The sequence below is a fragment of the Ramlibacter sp. GCM10027632 genome, assembly GCF_042675325.1.
GTDB lineage: Bacteria > Pseudomonadota > Gammaproteobacteria > Burkholderiales > Burkholderiaceae_C > Ramlibacter.
In genome coordinates this window covers 219,865-235,680 of record NZ_JBHTGW010000002.1, presented here as the reverse complement: position 1 = coordinate 235,680, position 15,816 = coordinate 219,865, and the positions used below count along the sequence as shown (strand labels likewise).

The window sequence follows — 15,816 nt, the reverse complement described above, 5'->3', positions numbered from 1 at the left end:
CCCGCCTCCGCCTCAGTTCAACTGGATGTTGAACTGCCTGACGATCCCCGCATTGCGCTCGTACTCCGTGCGCACCGACTGCGCGAACTGGTCGAGCGACAGCTCCTCGCCCGCCTCGAAGCCCACGGCGAACATGCGCCCGCGGAATTTCGGGTTGCGGGCGACCTTCGCCACCGCGTCGTGGATCTTCTCCGCCACCTCGTTCGGCACGGCGGCGGAGGCCACCACGCCGACCCAGTTGGAGAAGCTCACGTCCGGGTAGCCCAGCTCGGTCATGGTGGGCACGTCGGGCAACTGGGTCAGGCGGCTCTTGCCGGCGACCGCATAGGCCTGCAGCTTGCCCGCGCTGATCATGGCGCGGGAGGTGACGTAGCCATCGAACATCAGCGGGATCTGCCCCCCCAGCACCTGGGCCAGCGCCGGCGGCGAGCCGGGGAACGGCACGTGCTGCAGGTCCAGGCCCGCCTTCTGGTTCAGGATCATGCCCGCGTAGTGCGAAGCGGAGCCCGCGCTGTACGAGGCGAAACTGAGCTTGCCCGGGTTGCTGCGCGCATGGGCCACGAAGGCCTTGAGGTCCTTGGCCGGCACGTTCGGCGCGGCCACCAGCACCAGGTTCGAGCGGCCGACCACCCCCAGCGGCCTGACGTCCTTGAGCGGGTCGAACCCGGACTTCAGCACATGGGGGATCTCGGTCAGCACGTTGCTGGCGGTGACCAGCAGCGTCTGGCCGTCGGCGGGCGCGGCGCGCAGCGCCTGCACGCCAATGCCGCCACCCGCGCCGGGGCGGTTCTCGACGATCACCGGCTGGCCGATGTCGGCGGCGAGCTGCTCGCCCACCAGGCGGGCAATCACGTCCATGGTGCCGCCGGCGGGCGCCGGCACCACGAGCTTGACGGGCTTGTCCGTCCAGGCAAAGGCCGCCGGCAGCGCGAGCCCCAGGAGGGCCGCGCACAGGGCCTTGCGAAACTGGCGCTTGTCCAGGATCGGGTTCATGGCGTTGTCTCCACGATGGGCGAAGCCGCCGTCAGAAGCGCAGGCCGGCCGTCAGGGCCCAGTAGCTGCGGTCGACCAGCAGGTTGTAGCGGCCGCCGGAGAAGCGGTTGTACTGCAGGTCGGCGAAGTACTTCTGCCGCCACTCGGCGCGCACGGCAGGCCTGACCATGGTGCGGCCCTCGGAGAAGGTGCCGTCGTACGAGAAGCCCTTGACGTCCTTGAACACCGCCAGCGAGGGCGTGATCGTGGCGCCGGTGGGCAGGCCCGAGTAGGTGGCCGAGGCCACCATGCGCACGCCCCAGGCGTTGCTGGTGGTGTAGCCGTCGGTGGTGCAGGTCTTGCCCGTGACCTGGTCCACGCAGGCGGTCAGCGCGCCGTTGGCGCCCACGTAGGCGGCGGCGCCGTAGGCGGTGCCGCGGCCGAAGCGGATCATCTCCGCGCTGGGCAGGCCGTTGATGTGGCTGAAGCCCACCTCGCCGGTCAGCGCGATGCGGTCGGCGCCCAGGGCCTTGGTGAACACCTGGGTGCCGCCGAGGCTGCCGGTGACGACGTCGAAACGGTCGTAGGCGTCGAAGGTGCCGCCCGCGGGAATGGCCGTGATGTTCTTGCGCAGGGCCAGCAGCGAATTGGGGCTGCGGCCGAAGAACGCGCCCAGCAGGTCCGAGGCGTTGAAGGACAGGGGCTGCCCGTGGCGCAGGGCCAGCTCGCCGAAGGTGGTGAGCTGCGGGTTCACCTTCTTCGTGAACGAGGCGCCGAAGACCTGCACGTTGTCCGGGTAGATCATCCCGTAGTTGCTGTTGGAGGCGACGCCCGGGGTGGTCGAATTGACCGTCATGCGGTAGGTCGGCGCGAAGGCGGTGGTGTTCATCGCGTACAGCTTCACGTCGGCGTCCAGCGGGTCGGCCTTGAAGCCGAAGGCCAGGCCGTAGTGCTTGGGCACGCCGGGGGCGATGTCGGGCGTGCGGTGCACGTACTGGTCGGTGGCCAGGCGCTGCGCCTCGGAAGCGCCGGCGAACGAGATCATGTTGCAGCCATCGGCGATGAAGGAGGCCACGTCGAAATAGGTGCCGCAGCCCGGGTACACGTTGTTGCGGTGCTCGTAGGCGGCGAAGCCCTCCAGGCTCCAGGCGGTGCCGGCGGCCAGGCGGGCGCTGAGCATGCCCAGGGGCAGCCTGCCGTCGATGGGCTGGGCGCCGGGGCGCAGCTGCGAGGCGAAGTCCGCCGGGTTCGTGGCCGAGCCGATGCCGCCCGCGAACAGCTGCGAGCCGCCCCAGGCCAGGACCTGGCGGCCGAAGCGGCCTGACAGGGTCTTGCCGCCCTCGAGCGTGGTGGAGCCGTAGACGAAGGCATCGCGCAGTTCGGCATTGCTGAACTGGTTGCTGGAGGCGAAGCCGGTGTCGCCCAGGGGCGCGCCCTGGGTGAAGCCGTTGACGTAGTTGCCATAGGCGACGTTCTTCTCGCCCAGCGCGAAGTCCTTCCAGGCGGCGGCGCGCACGAACAGGCCGATGTTGTCCTTCTTGACGTCCACGTCGACGACGCCCTTGAGGACGGTGGAGATCTGGTCGCCCTTGGAGAAGTTCAGGTTGGGGCCGCCGTTCTGGCCCGCCAGGTTGCCGCGCGGCACGCCGGCCACGAACGGGGACACGGCGGCGGAATAGCCGTCGGGGCTGGGATCGTTGGCGCGGATCTGGGTGCCCAGGGTGACCAGGCCATTGACCTTCACCTGCACGCCGTTGTCCAGCTTCACCTCGTACGCCTGCGCCTGCAGGCAGGCCGCGGCGATCGCGGACAGCGCCCAGGCCTTCTGGTTGAACTTCATCTGTTGTCTCCTGTTGGATGGGTCCGACTTCACTCGTTGGACTTGATGCACTTGCACCGGCGCACGCCCGTGCGCCTTCGTGGCCAGCGCGATTCTTCTGAAATGGCCGTGGCGCGACTTATCCATTCACGACATTCATTTGCCTTTATGCGCCACGCACCGAGGCGGCGTTCAGGCGTTGAAACTTCCGTGCTCAGCGGCCAGGCGAGCCAGCAGCGGCGCGGGCTGCCAGAAGGCCGCGTCGTCCAGCGGGTTGCGGGCGAAGCGCTCCATCGCCTCCGCCACGCGGGCCAGGCCCACGCTGTCGGCGTGGTGCATGGGGCCGCCGCGCCAGGCGGGGAAGCCGTAGCCGGTGAGGTAGACCACGTCGATGTCGCCGGCCTTGCCGGCGATGCCTTCCTCGAGGATGCGCGCGCCTTCGTTGACCAGGGCGAACAGCAGGCGCTGCACGATCTCCTCGTCGGGCACCGCGCGGGGCGTGATGCCCAGCGCGGCGCGGTGCTGCGCGAGCAGCGTGGCCACCGCCTCGCTGGGCAGCGCCTCGCGCTGGCCGGGCTGGTAGTCGTACCAGCCTGCGCCGGTCTTCTGGCCGAAGCGGCCCTGCTCGCAGAGAAGGTCGCCGATGCGGCTGTACTTCATGCCGGGGTAGTCGACATAGCGGCGCTTGCGGATCGCCCAGCCGATGTCGTTGCCCGCCAGGTCGCTCATTCGGAACGGGCCCATGGCGAAGCCGAAGGACTCGATGGCCCGGTCCACCTGGGCCGGGGTGCAGCCTTCGTCCAGCAGGAAGAAGGCCTGGCGCAGGTACTGTTCGACCATCCGGTTGCCGATGAAGCCGTCGCACACGCCGGAGACCACCGCCGTCTTGCGGATGGTGCGGGCCAGGGCCATGACGGTGGCCAGCACGTCCTTCGCGGTCTGCGCGCCGCGCACTACCTCCAGCAGCTTCATCACGTTGGCGGGGCTGAAGAAGTGCAGGCCCACCACGTCCTGCGGTCGCTTCGTGAAGGCGGCGATGCGGTCCACGTCGAGCGTGGAGGTGTTGGTGGCCAGGATGGCGCCGGGCTTCATCACCGCGTCCAGCGCCTCGAACACCTGCTGCTTGACGCCCAGGTCCTCGAACACGGCCTCGATGACGAGGTCGGCCTCGCCCAGGTCCTCGTAGGCCAGGGTGGTGGACAGCAGGGCCATGCGGCGCTCGCAGGCCTCCTGCGCGAGCTTGCCCTTCTTCACCTGGGCCTCGTAGTTCCTGCGGATGGTGGCCAGGCCGCGGTCCAGCGCCTCCTGCTTCATCTCCAGCAGCTTCACCGGCAGGCCGACGTTGAGGAAGTTCATGGCGATGCCGCCGCCCATGGTGCCGGCGCCGACCACGGCCACCGCGCGCACCTCGCGCCGCGGCGTGCCGGCCGGCACGTCGGGGATGCGCGAGGCCGCGCGCTCGGCCATGAAGACATGGCGCAGGGCCTGGCACTCGGGCGTGTCCATGAGGCCGACGAAGGCCGCGCGCTCTCGCGCCACGCCGTCGTCGAAGGCCCGGGTGGTGGCGCGCTCCACCGCCTCCACGCACTGGCGCGGCGCGGGCAGCGGCCGGCCCCGGCCGGCGGCGGCGGCGCGCTCGCGGGCCTGCTGGAAGAAGGCCTCGCCGGGCGAGGGGCACGTCAGGTTGCGCACACGGGGGAAGGCGCTGCCGTCGGCGGCATGGCGGGCGGCGCGCTCGCGGGCGAAGGCGATGGCTTCCTCCAGCAGGAACTGCGGCGCGGAGGCGATGCGCTCGAACAGCTGCTGGCCGGGGATGGCGGCCAGGGCCTCGGCGGTGACCGGCTCGCCGTCCAGGATCATGTCCAGCGCGCGCTCGACGCCGATCACGCGCGGCAGGGCCTGGGTGCCGCCGGCGCCGGGGATCAGGCCCAGCTTCACCTCGGGCAGGGCCACGCGCAGGCCGGGGGCGGCCAGGCGGTAGTGGCAGCCCAGGGCCAGCTCCAGGCCGCCGCCCATGGCCACGCCCTGCATCGCCGCGACGACCAGCTTGGGCGAGGCATCGAGCGCCGCGATCACGCTGCCCAGGAACGGCTCCTCGAAGGCCTTGGGCGAGCCGAACTCCTTGATGTCGGCGCCGCTGGAGAAGACGCCGTGGTCCCCGGCCAGCACGAGGGCGCGCACCGCCGGGTCTTCCAGCGCGCGGCGCAGGCCCGCCATGACGCCCTGGCGCGTGGCCAGGCCTAGGCCGTTCATGGGCGGGTTGTCGAGGTGGATCACGGCCACGTCGTGTTTCAGTTCATAGCGTGCGGTCATGTCGTTCTTCCGTGCGGGTGGGGGTTGTCAGAGGGTGCTGGCCAGGTGGCCGCCGTCGACGGGCAGCGCCGCGCCATTGATGTGGCGGCCGGCGTCGGAGCACAGGAGTAGCAGCGGGCCGTCCAGGTCCTGGGGCGCGCCGAAACGGCGCGAAGGCACGCGCAGGCGCATGCGCTCGCCGGCCTCGCCGGCCAGGAAGTCGCGGTTCATGTCGGTGGCGAAGTAGCCCGGGAGGATGGCGTTGCAGCGGATGCCGTGGCGGGCCCACTCCAGCGCCATGGCGCGCGTGAGCTGGATCAGGCCGGCCTTGGAGGCCGCGTACGGGCCGACGCCGGCGGCCACGCGCTCGCCCAGGATGGAGGCGATGTTCACCACCGCCCCGCCCCGGCCGGCGGCGACCATGGCGCGGGCCGCGGCGCAGGCCACCAGCCAGGCGCCGCGCAGGTTGGTGTCGAGCACGCTGTCCCAGTCGTCCGGGGACTGGTCCAGCATCGGGCGGTAACGGGCGACGCCGGCGTTGTTGATCACGATGTCCAGCGCGCCCACGCGATCGTGCAGGTCGGCCATCGCGGCCTGCACCTGGTCGGCGTCGCGCACGTCCAGGGCCAGGGCCTCGGCCTGGCCGCCGGCCTCGCGCACCTGGCGCAGCACCAGCTGCAGGCGCTCGGTGCTGCGCGCCGCCAGGACCACCGTGGCGCCGGCCGCGGCCAGGGTGCGGGCCATGTGCTCGCCCAGGCCGCTGGAGGCGCCGGTGACCAGGGCACGGCGGCCGTGGAGGGAGAAGGCCGCCAGGGGCGGCACGGGGGATTCGTTCGTCGTCATGGCATGGCTCCAGGAAAGGCAGTGGGGGCTCAGAGCAGCGGCAGCGCCATCTCGCTGACCGGGCGCGCCAGCTCGCCGTACGCGGTCGCCTGGCGGCTGGAGGCGTTGCCCGCGAGGGCCCGCTTCCTCACGCCTTGCAGGATGGCGGCCAGCCGGAAGAAGCTGAACACGAGGTAGAAATTCCAGTCGGGGATGGCGTCCACCCCGGTGAGTTCGCAGTAGCGGCGCACATGGGCCTCCTCGGAAGGAATGCCCAGCGCCGCGCGGTCCAGGCCGCCCAGGCCGGGGATCGCCGCGTCGTGCGGCAGGCGCAGCTGCATGCACTGGTAGGCCAGGTCGGCCCAGGGGTGACCGAGGGTGGACAGCTCCCAATCGAGCAGCGCGAGGACGCGAGGCTCGGCGGGGTGGAACACCAGGTTGTCGATGCGGTAGTCGCCGTGGATCAGGGCCACGCGTCCGTCGTCCGCGGGCAGGTGGCGCGGCAGCCAGTCGATCAGCGCCTCCATCGCGGGGTTGGGGCCGGTCTCGCTGGCGCGGTACTGCTCGCTCCAGCGGGCCACCTGGCGCGCAAAGTAGTTGCCGGGGCGGCCGTAGTCGGCGAGGCCGGCGGCGTCCACATTCACCCGGTGCAGGGCGGCGAGCACCTCCACCATCGCCTCGTAGGCCCGGGCCCGGAAGGCGGGGTCCTGCCCGGGCAGTGCGCCGTCCCAGAAGATGCGGCCATCGACGAACGCCATCAGGAAGAACGGGGAGCCGATGACGGCTTCGTCCTCGCACAGCGCGTGGACGCGCGGCACCGGCACGCCGCTGCCGGCCAGGGCCTGCATCACGCGGTACTCGCGGTCCACCGCGTGGGCGGACTTCAGCAGCTGCCCCGGCGGCTTGCGGCGCAGCACGTACTGCGCCTCGCGGGTCTGGAGCCGGTACGTGGGGTTGGACTGCCCGCCCGCGAACTTCTCGCAGGACTGGATGTCCCCGAAGCCCGGGAGCGTCGCCTGCAGCCAGGCCTGCAGGCGCGGCAGGTCCAGGGCGTGGGGGTCGCTCGGTGCGTGGGCCATGCGGGTCTCGGGCCCCGGGCTCACGCGGCCGACAGCTCGCGGATCACCTGCTTGCCCAGGGCCATCATGTGGACCTGGTCCGGGCCGTCGGCGAGGCGGCACCAGCGGGCGTAGTTGAAGGCCTCGGCCATGAAGTAGTCGCCGGTGAGGCCGCCCGCGCCATGCATCTGGATCGCCATGTCGAGCACTTCCGAGCCCAGTTGCGGCACCATGATCTTGGCCATGCCGATCAGGTCCATGGCGGCCTTGTTGCCGACGCGGTCCATCTTGTCGGCGGCGCGCAGCGTGAGCAGGCGGCACATCTCCACCTTCGAGGCCATGACGGCGATGCTCTCGCGCACCGAGCCCTGCTCGCTGAGCTTCCTGCCGAAGGCGACCCGGCCCTCCACCCGCTTGCAGGCCAGTTCCAGCGCCCGCTGCGCCGCGCCGACCACGCGCATGCAGTGGTGGATGCGGCCCGGGCCGAGGCGGCCCTGGGCGATCTCGAAGCCCCGGCCCTCGCCCAGGAGGATGTTGGCGCGCGGCACGCGCACCTGGTCGAACACCAGCTCGGCGTGGCCGCCCGGCTCCTCCCAGTAGCCGAAGGTGCTGAGGGGCCGCACGATGCTCAGGCCGGGCGTGCCGCGCGGCACCAGCACCTGCGACTGCTGCAGGTGGCGGTTCGGGTTGTCCGGGTCGGTCTTGCCCATGACGATGAAGACCTCGCAGGTCTCGCGCATGGAGCCGGTGGCGAACCACTTGCGGCCGTCGATGACGTACTCGTCGCCCTCGGCGCGGATGGAGAGTTCCACGTTGGTCGCGTCGCTGGAGGCCACGGCCGGCTCGGTCATCACGTAGGCGGAGCGGATGCGGCCCGCCAGCAGCGGCTTCAGCCAGCGCTCCTGCTGCGCCGGCGTGCCGTAGCGGGCGAAGACTTCCATGTTGCCGGTGTCGGGGGCGCTGCAGTTGAACACCTCGGGCGCCCAGAACACGCGGCCCATGATCTCGGCCAGGGGCGCGTACTCGAGGTTGCTCAGGCCCGCGCCGCCATGCTCGCGGCCCGGCATGAAGAGGTTCCACAGGCCCTGCTCGCGGGCCAGGGCCTTGAGGCGCTCCATGATCGGCGGCGTCTTCCAGCGTTCCTGCTGGAGCTGCTCGGCGAACAGGTGCTCGTTCGGGTAGACGTGGTCCTGCATGAAGGCGGTGAGCTGCTGCTGCAGCGCCTGCACGCGCGGGGAGTGCTGGAAGTCCATGGATCGTCCGTGAAGGGGTTACTCGGCGCCGCGCAGGGCGGCGCGCAGGCGCGCACCGACCTCGGGGCGCGCGGCGAACGGGTCGGGCGGGTTGCGCCCGGCCACCAGGGCCTCGGCGCGGTCGGCTACCGGCTGCAGCAGCCCGGGGTGGCTGAAGACGTGGAAGCGGTCCTGCGCCACGGCCTCGAAGGCCCGCTGCGCCACCTCGGCGGCCGAGACCTGGCCGCCCTGGACCGCGCTGTCGAACATGGCCTGGCCCACGCGCTGGCTGGCCGTGGGCGGCGCGGCGGGCGCGTCAGCGCGATTGCGCTGGCTCTGGTGGATGCCGGTGGGGAAGAAGTAGGGGCACAGCACGCTGGCGCGCACCTGGTCGGTGACCAGGGACAGGTCGTGGTGCAGCGTCTCGCTCAGGGCCACGACCGCGTGCTTGCTCACGTTGTACAGGCCCAGGTTGGGCGGTGTCACGAGGCCGGCCATGCTGGCGGTGTTGACGATGCGCCCGCGCCAGGCCGGGTCGCGCCGCGCGGCCGCCAGCATCATCGGCGTGAACAGGCGCACGCCATGGACCACGCCCCGGAGGTTGACGCCCAGCACCCACTCCCAGTCGGCCGCAGAGGCTTCCCAGACCAGGCCGCTGAAGGCCACGCCGGCGTTGTTGAACACCAGGTTCGGCGCGCCGAAGCGTTCGAAGGCGGCATCGGCCAGCGCCTGCATGTCGGCCGCGTCGGAGACGTCGACCCGGCGCGCCAGCACCTCGCAGCCCGCGGCGCGCATCGCCTCGGCGCAGCGGTCCAGCGCGTCCTGCTGGACGTCGGCCAGCACCAGGCGCAGGCCATGGCGCGCGGCAAGGCGGGCCAGCTCGAGCCCGAGGCCCGAGCCCGCGCCGGTGATGACGGCGGTGTTGCCGGCCCGCAGGGGCCCGGCCGCCTCGAGCGTCGCCGCCACGGCGCTCAGCACCGCTCGAAGATCGCGGCGATGCCCTGGCCGCCGCCGATGCACATGGTGACCAGGGCGTAGCGGCCCTGGACGCGCTGCAGCTCGTGCAGCGCCTTCACCGTGATCAGCGCGCCGGTGGCGCCCACCGGGTGGCCCAGGGAGATGCCCGAGCCGTTGGGGTTGACCTTGGCCGGGTCCAGCTCCAGGCCGCGGGTGACCGCGCAGGCCTGGGCGGCGAAGGCCTCGTTGGCCTCGATCACGTCGAGGTCGTTGACCGTGAGGCCGGTCTTCTTCAGCACCGCGCGGGTGGCGGAGATCGGGCCCACGCCCATGAGCTTGGGGTCCAGCCCGGTGTGGGCATAGCCGACCAGGCGGGCCAGCGGCTGGGCGCCGCGGGCGCGGGCCGCGCCGGCTTCCATCAGCACCACGGCGGCGGCGGCGTCGTTGATGCCGGAGGCGTTGGCGGCGGTGACGGTGCCGTTCTCCTTGACGAAGACCGGCTTCATCTTCTGGAAGTCCTCCAGCTTCGCGCCGGGGCGGAAGTGTTCGTCCTTGTCGAAGGCGACCTCGCCCTTGCGGGTCTTGAGCGTCACCGGGGCGATCTGGCCGTGGAAGCGGTCCTCGGCCCAGGCGCGCTCGGCGCGGCGGTGACTCTCCAGGGCCAGGGCGTCCTGGTCCTCGCGGCTGATGCCGTACTCGCGCGCCACGTTCTCGGCGGTCACGCCCATGTGGATGCTGTGGAACGGGTCGTGCAGCGCGCCGATCATCATGTCCACCAGCGTGGTGTCGCCCATGCGGGCGCCCCAGCGGGTGTTCACGCTCAGGTAGGGCGCGCGGCTCATGTTCTCGGCGCCGCCGCCGACGGCGACATCGCAGTCCCCCAGCAGGATGGACTGGCTGGCCGAGACGATGGCCTGCAGGCCCGAGCCGCACAGGCGGTTCACGTTGTAGGCGGGCGTGCCCTCGGGGCAGCCGGCGTTGAGGGCGGCCACGCGCGAGAGGTAGGCGTCCTGCGGCACGGTGTTGATCACGTGGCCGAACACCACATGGCCGACATCGGCGCCGGCGACGCCGGCGCGGGCCAGCGACTCGCGCACCACCCGAGCGGCGAGCTCGGCGGGGGGCGTGTCCTTGAGGCTGCCGCCAAAGGTTCCGATGGCGGTGCGCACACCGCTGACGACGACGACTTCACGGGTCATGGGAAGGGTTCCTGTGTGGGAGGGAAGAAAGGGGTGGCGGCGTGGGCGCCGCTCTCGAATCGGTTGCGGGCAGGCCTCAGAAGGCGTCGAGCGCCATGCCCAGCACGCCCGCGTGACCGCCCACCAGGGCCACATGCAGGGCATGGGTGCGGGGCAGGATCTGGTCCGCATAGGCGCGGGCGGTGTGGACCTTGGCCTGCATGAAGGCGGTGTCCTCGCCACGCGCGGCGGCGGCCTGGGCCGCGAGCAGGGCGCGCGCCAGCTGCCAGCCAGCGACCAGGTTGCCCGCCAGCATCAGGTACGGAACGCTGCCGGCGTAGACCTCGTTGGGCCGGGCCTTGGCGTGTTCGGCCACATGGTCCACGGCGCGCTCGAACAGCCCCCGGGCCTCGGTGAGCCGGGCGGCCACGGCCAGGGCCTGGGCGTCGCCGGACTCGCGCAGCGCCTGCTCGGTCTGCGCGATGCGGCGCGCCACCGACTTCGCGAAGGCGCCGCCATCGCGCTGGGTCTTGCGGCCCACCAGGTCATTGGCCTGGATCGCGGTCGTGCCCTCGTAGATCGGCACGATGCGGGCGTCGCGGTAGTACTGCGCGGCGCCGGTCTCCTCGATGAAGCCCATGCCGCCATGCACCTGCACGCCCAGCGAGGTGACCTCCAGGCCGGTCTCGGAGCTGTAGCCCTTCACCAGCGGCACCAGGAATTCGTAGAAGGCCTGCTGCTCGCGGCGCACCTCGGGGTCCGGGTGGTGGCGGGCGGCGTCGCAGGCCGCGGCGGCCACGCTGGCCATGGCGCGGCAGCCCTCGACCAGGGCGCGCATCGTCATCAGCATGCGGCGCACGTCGGGGTGCTGGATGATGGCCACGGCATTCGCCGAGGAGCCGTCGACCGGGCGGGACTGGACGCGGTCGCGCGCATGCTGCACCGCCTTCTGGTAGGCCCGCTCGCCCAGGGCGATGCCCTGCATGCCGCACTGGTAGCGCGCGGCATTCATCATCACGAACATGTACTCGAGGCCGCGGTTCTCCTCGCCCACCAGGTAGCCGACCGCGCCGCCCTCGTCGCCGTACTGCAGTACCGCGGTGGGGCTGCCATGCATGCCGAGCTTGTGCTCCAGGCCGACGCAGCGCACGTCATTGCGCGCGCCCAGGCTGCCGTCCTCGTTGACCAGCACCTTGGGCACCACGAACAGGCTGATGCCCTTGACGCCCTCGGGCGCGCCCTTCACCCGGGCCAGCACCAGGTGGACGATGTTGTCCGCCATGTCGTGGTCGCCGAAGGTGATGAAGATCTTGGTGCCGAAGATCCGGTAGGTACCGTCGCCGGCGGGCTCGGCGCGGGTGCGCACCAGGGCCAGGTCGGAGCCGGCCTGGGGCTCGGTGAGGTTCATGGTGCCGACCCACTCGCCGCGCACCATGCGCGGCAGGTAGCGCGCCTTCAGTTCGGGCGAGCCGGCCACCAGCAGCGCCTCGATCGCGCCGTCGGTGAGCGAGGCGCACTGGGCGAAGGCGACGTTGGCGCTGTTGAAGATCTCCAGGCAGGCGCCGCCGATGGACTTGGGCAGGGCCTGGCCGCCGAATTCGGCCGGATGCTCCAGGCCCTGCCAGCCGCCCTCGGCCATCTGGCGGTAGGCGGGCACGAAGCCCGGCGCGGTGGTGACGCGGCCGCCTTCCAGGCGCGGCGGGTTGCGGTCGCCCACGGTGTTCAGGGGGGCCACCACGTCCTGGGCGAAGCGGGCGCATTCCTCCAGCACCGCCTGCGCGGTGTCCAGGCCGGCATCGGCGAACTCGGGGATGCTCGCGGCGAGGTCGTCGAGGCCGGCGAGGTGGCGCAGGTTGAACAGGATGTCCTTGAGGGGGGCGACGTAGCTCATGGTGTCGGGTTCAGGCGGTGGGGTGGGACAGGCGATCGATCAGGGCGTCGGCCGCGGGCCATTCGCCGAAGCCGGAGGCGGGATTGAGGTGGCCGACCTCGCCGAGGTCCTCGATCTCGCTGCCCCAGTCACGGGCCAGGACCACCACGCGGTCGTGGTCGCCCAGCGGGTCGTTGCGGCTGGTGGCCACCAGGCTGCGGAATGGCAGCCGCTCGCGCGGCACCGGCAGCCAGCCGCCGGCGTCCAGCATGGCCAGCGTGGGGTAGCCCTCGGGCAGGGGGCGGTCGAAGTCGGGCGGCGTGGCCAGCAGGCAGCCGCGCACGCGGGCCGCATGGCGCGTCACCCGGGCCCAGTGCGCCACCATCACGCAGCCGCCGCTGTGGGCGACCAGGACCACCGGGCCCTCGGTGGCGTCCATCGCGCGTTCGATCGCGGCGACGCGGGCCGCGCAGTCGAGGTCCTCGCGGCCCATGGGCGGCACGCCGTGCACGCGCGGCAGGCGCCTGGCAAGCAGGGTCTGCCAGTGCGCGTCGACGTGGTCACGCAGGCCGGGGACGATGAGGACGGTAGGGGTGTCGGCGCAGGTCATGGGGTTCAAGGCATGGAGGGCGCGGCCGGCTCCGGCTCGCGCAGGCAGGCCTGCATCGCGGCCAGCAGGTGCTCGGGGGGCTGCGCGCCGGAGAGCGCGAAGCGGTGGTCGAAGATGAAGTACGGCACGCCGGAGACCGGCGCTGCGTCGGACGCTGCCGGCAGGGCCTCGGGCAACGGCGCACGCGCGAGGTCGACGCCGTGCGCGCGGGCCACCGCGGCCAGGGTGTCGGCGTCGCCAAGGTGGCCGCCGTGCACGAAGTAGGTCTCGAACAGCGCCTCGCGCAGGGCGTCGAGGGCCCGGGCCTGCAGCTGGCCCGCAGCCACCGTGAGCAGGCGGTGGGCCGCCGCGGTGTCGGGGAAGACCGTCATGCGGTCGAAGCGGATCGCCAACCCGGCGCGGGCGGCGGCGGCCTGCACCTGGGCCTGGCGCGCCTTCACCGCCTCGGGGCCGCCGAGGCGGCGCTCGTAGAACGCGGCATAGGGCCAGCCCTCGGGCGGCACGCCCGGGATCAGGCGCACCGGGTGCCAGGCCACCTCGACCTGCACGCCCGGCGCCTCGGCGGCGAGGCGGCCCAGGGCGGCGGCCAGGTGCCGGCTGCCGATCCAGCACCAGGGGCAGACCAGGTCGAACCAGGCGTCGATGCGCAGGCGTCGGTCCATGGGCGCCACGGCCTCAGGCGAATTGCATCAGGCCACGCTGGCCCGGCTTGCGGTTCGGCGCGAAGCCGTTGGCGGCCAGGGTCTCGTCGGCGTCCTTGTAGAAGGTGCCGATGCGGTAGATCTCGCGCGCCTTCTTCGCATCGGCGACCTCGCGGCCGACCTCGCGGGCGATGCGCACCAGCTGCTCGATCTGGCGCACCGTGCCCATCTTGGCCTGGCGATCGGGCTGCCAGATGTTGTCCTCGATGCCGCAGCGCACATGCAGGCCGAGCGCGATCGCCATCAGGTTGACCGGCAGCACGTTCAGCATGGAGGTCTCGAGCGTGAGGACCGAGCCGTCGGGGCAGGCGCGCACGAAGTTGGCGAGGTTGTACAGGTTCGGCTGGTCGAAGCCGCCGCCGATGGCGACCCAGGTGAGGACCAGGGGCACGTTGCACACGCCGCGGCGCATCATGCGTTCCACCGTCTCCAGCTGCGTGATGTTGGCGAGCTGGAAGTGGGTCTGGATGCCGTTGGCGGTCAGGCGCCGGATATGTTCCTCCACCCACTCCGGGCCCGCGGGAATGGTCATCTCGCGGTAGGCGCGGTAGCCCTCGGGCGTGGCCAGCGAGGTGCCGCGGATGTCGGCCTCGCACATCTGCTCCACCACGTTCATCTGGTTGGTGTTGATGGCGATGGTGACCTGGTCCGGCCTGGGCTGGAGTTCGGCCAGCATGTGGCGGGTGTCGTCGGACAGCCACCTGGCCACCGCGCCCTCGCCCTCCGGGGCGAAGGAGATCGAGCCGCCGACCTGGATGATCAGGTCCGGCACGCGGGCGCGGATGCCGGCAATGAGTTCATTGAACTTGGACAGGCGCTTGCTGCCCTTGCCATCGGGCTCGCGCACATGCAGGTGCAGCACGGTGGCGCCGGCGTTGTAGCAGTCCACCGCCTTCTGCACCTGGTCCTCCATCGTGACCGGGATGTCCTCCGGAAAATCCTCCGGCATCCACTCCGGCCCATAGGGCGCGCAGGTGATGACGAGTTCCTGCTGGTTTTCCGGAAAGAGGGAGCCGTCGATGAAATTCATGGTGCCTTCCTGCGTGGATGCGGGGTGTCCCGGGTGGCGTGAATTTAGGTGCGAGGCGTCGCCAACTCCTTTACATTGCATGACACGCATTTATCAATTCATGCCATCCTGGAGAAGACGACATGCACCAGCCCGCCGCCTCGCCGCCCGCCATGCAAGTGCGCGCGGTGGTGCTGTCCCGGTACGAGGAGGTGGCCCGCAAGCTGGGGCTGAACCCGCAGCCGCTGCTGCGGAAGATGGGGCTGTCCCAGCGCATGCTGGCCGACCCGACCCACCTGATTCCCGTGAACAGCGCGGTGGGCCTGCTGGAGCTGTCGGCCCGGGTCAGCGGCTGCGACACGCTGGGGCTGATGATGGCGGAGGCGCGCCAGCTCTCGGACTTCGGCCCCATCAGCCTGCTGCTCACGCAGCAGCCCTCGATGCGCAGCGCGCTGGACACCATCTCGCAGTACCGCCACCTGCTGAATGAATCGCTGGGCCTGTACATCGAGGATGCGGGCAAGCTCACGCTGATACGCGAGGAGCTGATGAACGACCAGCCCGGCGGCGGCCCGCAGTCCACCGACCTGGCGGTGGGCGTGCTGACCCTGATCTTCCGCGCGATCCTCGGGCCGCAGTGGCGGCCGCAGTCCGCGCACTTCACCCACGCCGAGCCCGGCGACCTGCGCATCTTCCGCCGCCTCTTCGGCTGCCCGGTGCGCTTCGACAGCGACTTCAACGGCCTGATGTGCCTGACCGCCGACCTCGACCGCCCCAATGTCCACGCCGACGCGGCGATGGCCAGCTACGCCCAGACCTTCGTCGACGCCATCCCCCGTCCGGGGCAGAGCTCCATCGTGCTGGACGTGCGCCGCTCGGTGTACCTGCTGCTACCGATGGGGCGCGCCAGCGTGGAGCAGGTCGCCTCGGGCCTGGGCATGAACGTGCGCACCCTGCAGCGGCGGCTGGACGACAGCGGCATCCATTTCTCCTCCCTCCTGAACGAAGTGCGCTGCGAGCTCGCGCAGCGCTACATCGTCGGCACCGCCCACCCCCTGGGCAAGGTGACGCAGCTCCTGGGCTTCGCCAACCTGAGCTCGTTCACCCGCTGGTTCTCGGCGCAGTTCGCGTGCGCGCCTTCGGTGATGCGGGCCCGCGCCAGCGCGCCGGCCGGGGCGGCTCGCCGGTGACCGTGTCGTCAAATCACAAGTGATTGTCGTGAATTGTCAAGCCAACCGCGGCCACGCTGCCTAGCATTCGAGCCACCGCGAACGGCCACGCGCGCCCCGCCGACTT

At 71.5% G+C, this 15,816-nt stretch carries 13 protein-coding genes; 1 reads left to right on the top strand and 12 read right to left on the bottom strand.

All coding sequences use genetic code 11. The features are described from left to right. Positions 1 to 12: 12 nt before the first annotated feature. The 12 genes from ACFQZY_RS04495 to ACFQZY_RS04440 form a co-directional block, all read right to left on the bottom strand. Complete coding sequence (locus ACFQZY_RS04495; protein ID WP_377413165.1) at positions 13 to 993, bottom strand: Bug family tripartite tricarboxylate transporter substrate binding protein; 981 nt, start codon at positions 991 to 993, stop codon at positions 13 to 15. Positions 994 to 1,024: 31 nt separating this feature from the next. Beyond that, positions 1,025 to 2,812, bottom strand: a complete 1,788-nt coding sequence (locus tag ACFQZY_RS04490; RefSeq protein ID WP_377413163.1) for a DUF1302 domain-containing protein — start codon at positions 2,810 to 2,812, stop codon at positions 1,025 to 1,027. 171 nt (positions 2,813 to 2,983) lie between these two features. Beyond that, a complete protein-coding gene (locus ACFQZY_RS04485; RefSeq protein WP_377413159.1) occupies positions 2,984 to 5,104 on the bottom strand; it encodes a 3-hydroxyacyl-CoA dehydrogenase NAD-binding domain-containing protein in 2,121 nt (706 codons plus the stop codon). Positions 5,105 to 5,131: 27 nt separating this feature from the next. Next, complete coding sequence (locus tag ACFQZY_RS04480; RefSeq protein WP_377413157.1) at positions 5,132 to 5,926, bottom strand: SDR family NAD(P)-dependent oxidoreductase; 795 nt, start codon at positions 5,924 to 5,926, stop codon at positions 5,132 to 5,134. Positions 5,927 to 5,955: 29 nt separating this feature from the next. After that, the gene (locus ACFQZY_RS04475) at positions 5,956 to 6,984 is read right to left on the bottom strand and encodes a phosphotransferase (protein ID WP_377413155.1); all 1,029 of its coding nucleotides are present in this window, start codon (positions 6,982 to 6,984) and stop codon (positions 5,956 to 5,958) included. A gap of 20 nt (positions 6,985 to 7,004) precedes the next feature. Next, on the bottom strand, positions 7,005 to 8,216 hold the full coding sequence (locus ACFQZY_RS04470) for an acyl-CoA dehydrogenase family protein (protein ID WP_377413153.1): 1,212 nt from the start codon (positions 8,214 to 8,216) through the stop codon (positions 7,005 to 7,007). A gap of 18 nt (positions 8,217 to 8,234) precedes the next feature. Further along, positions 8,235 to 9,161 carry an SDR family oxidoreductase gene (locus ACFQZY_RS04465; protein WP_377413151.1) on the bottom strand — a complete coding sequence of 309 codons (927 nt, stop codon included), beginning with the start codon at positions 9,159 to 9,161 and terminating at the stop codon, positions 8,235 to 8,237. A 5-nt stretch (positions 9,162 to 9,166) separates the two neighbouring features. Beyond that, on the bottom strand, positions 9,167 to 10,351 hold the full coding sequence (gene bktB / locus ACFQZY_RS04460) for a beta-ketothiolase BktB (RefSeq protein WP_377413149.1): 1,185 nt from the start codon (positions 10,349 to 10,351) through the stop codon (positions 9,167 to 9,169). A gap of 76 nt (positions 10,352 to 10,427) precedes the next feature. Next, a complete protein-coding gene (locus ACFQZY_RS04455) occupies positions 10,428 to 12,221 on the bottom strand; it encodes an acyl-CoA dehydrogenase (protein WP_377413147.1) in 1,794 nt (597 codons plus the stop codon). Between the two features lie 10 nt (positions 12,222 to 12,231). Further along, complete coding sequence (locus ACFQZY_RS04450; protein ID WP_377413145.1) at positions 12,232 to 12,810, bottom strand: RBBP9/YdeN family alpha/beta hydrolase; 579 nt, start codon at positions 12,808 to 12,810, stop codon at positions 12,232 to 12,234. 5 nt (positions 12,811 to 12,815) lie between these two features. Beyond that, positions 12,816 to 13,472 (bottom strand): DsbA family protein, encoded by a 657-nt coding sequence (locus ACFQZY_RS04445; RefSeq protein ID WP_377413143.1) that lies wholly within the window; start codon positions 13,470 to 13,472, stop codon positions 12,816 to 12,818. A 13-nt stretch (positions 13,473 to 13,485) separates the two neighbouring features. Further along, positions 13,486 to 14,541, bottom strand: a complete 1,056-nt coding sequence (locus ACFQZY_RS04440) for a 3-keto-5-aminohexanoate cleavage protein (RefSeq protein ID WP_377413141.1) — start codon at positions 14,539 to 14,541, stop codon at positions 13,486 to 13,488. Positions 14,542 to 14,663: 122 nt separating this feature from the next. Between ACFQZY_RS04440 and ACFQZY_RS04435 the strand changes: the two genes are divergently transcribed. Continuing rightward, on the top strand, positions 14,664 to 15,710 hold the full coding sequence (locus ACFQZY_RS04435) for an AraC family transcriptional regulator (RefSeq protein WP_377413139.1): 1,047 nt from the start codon (positions 14,664 to 14,666) through the stop codon (positions 15,708 to 15,710). Positions 15,711 to 15,816 lie beyond the last annotated feature (106 nt).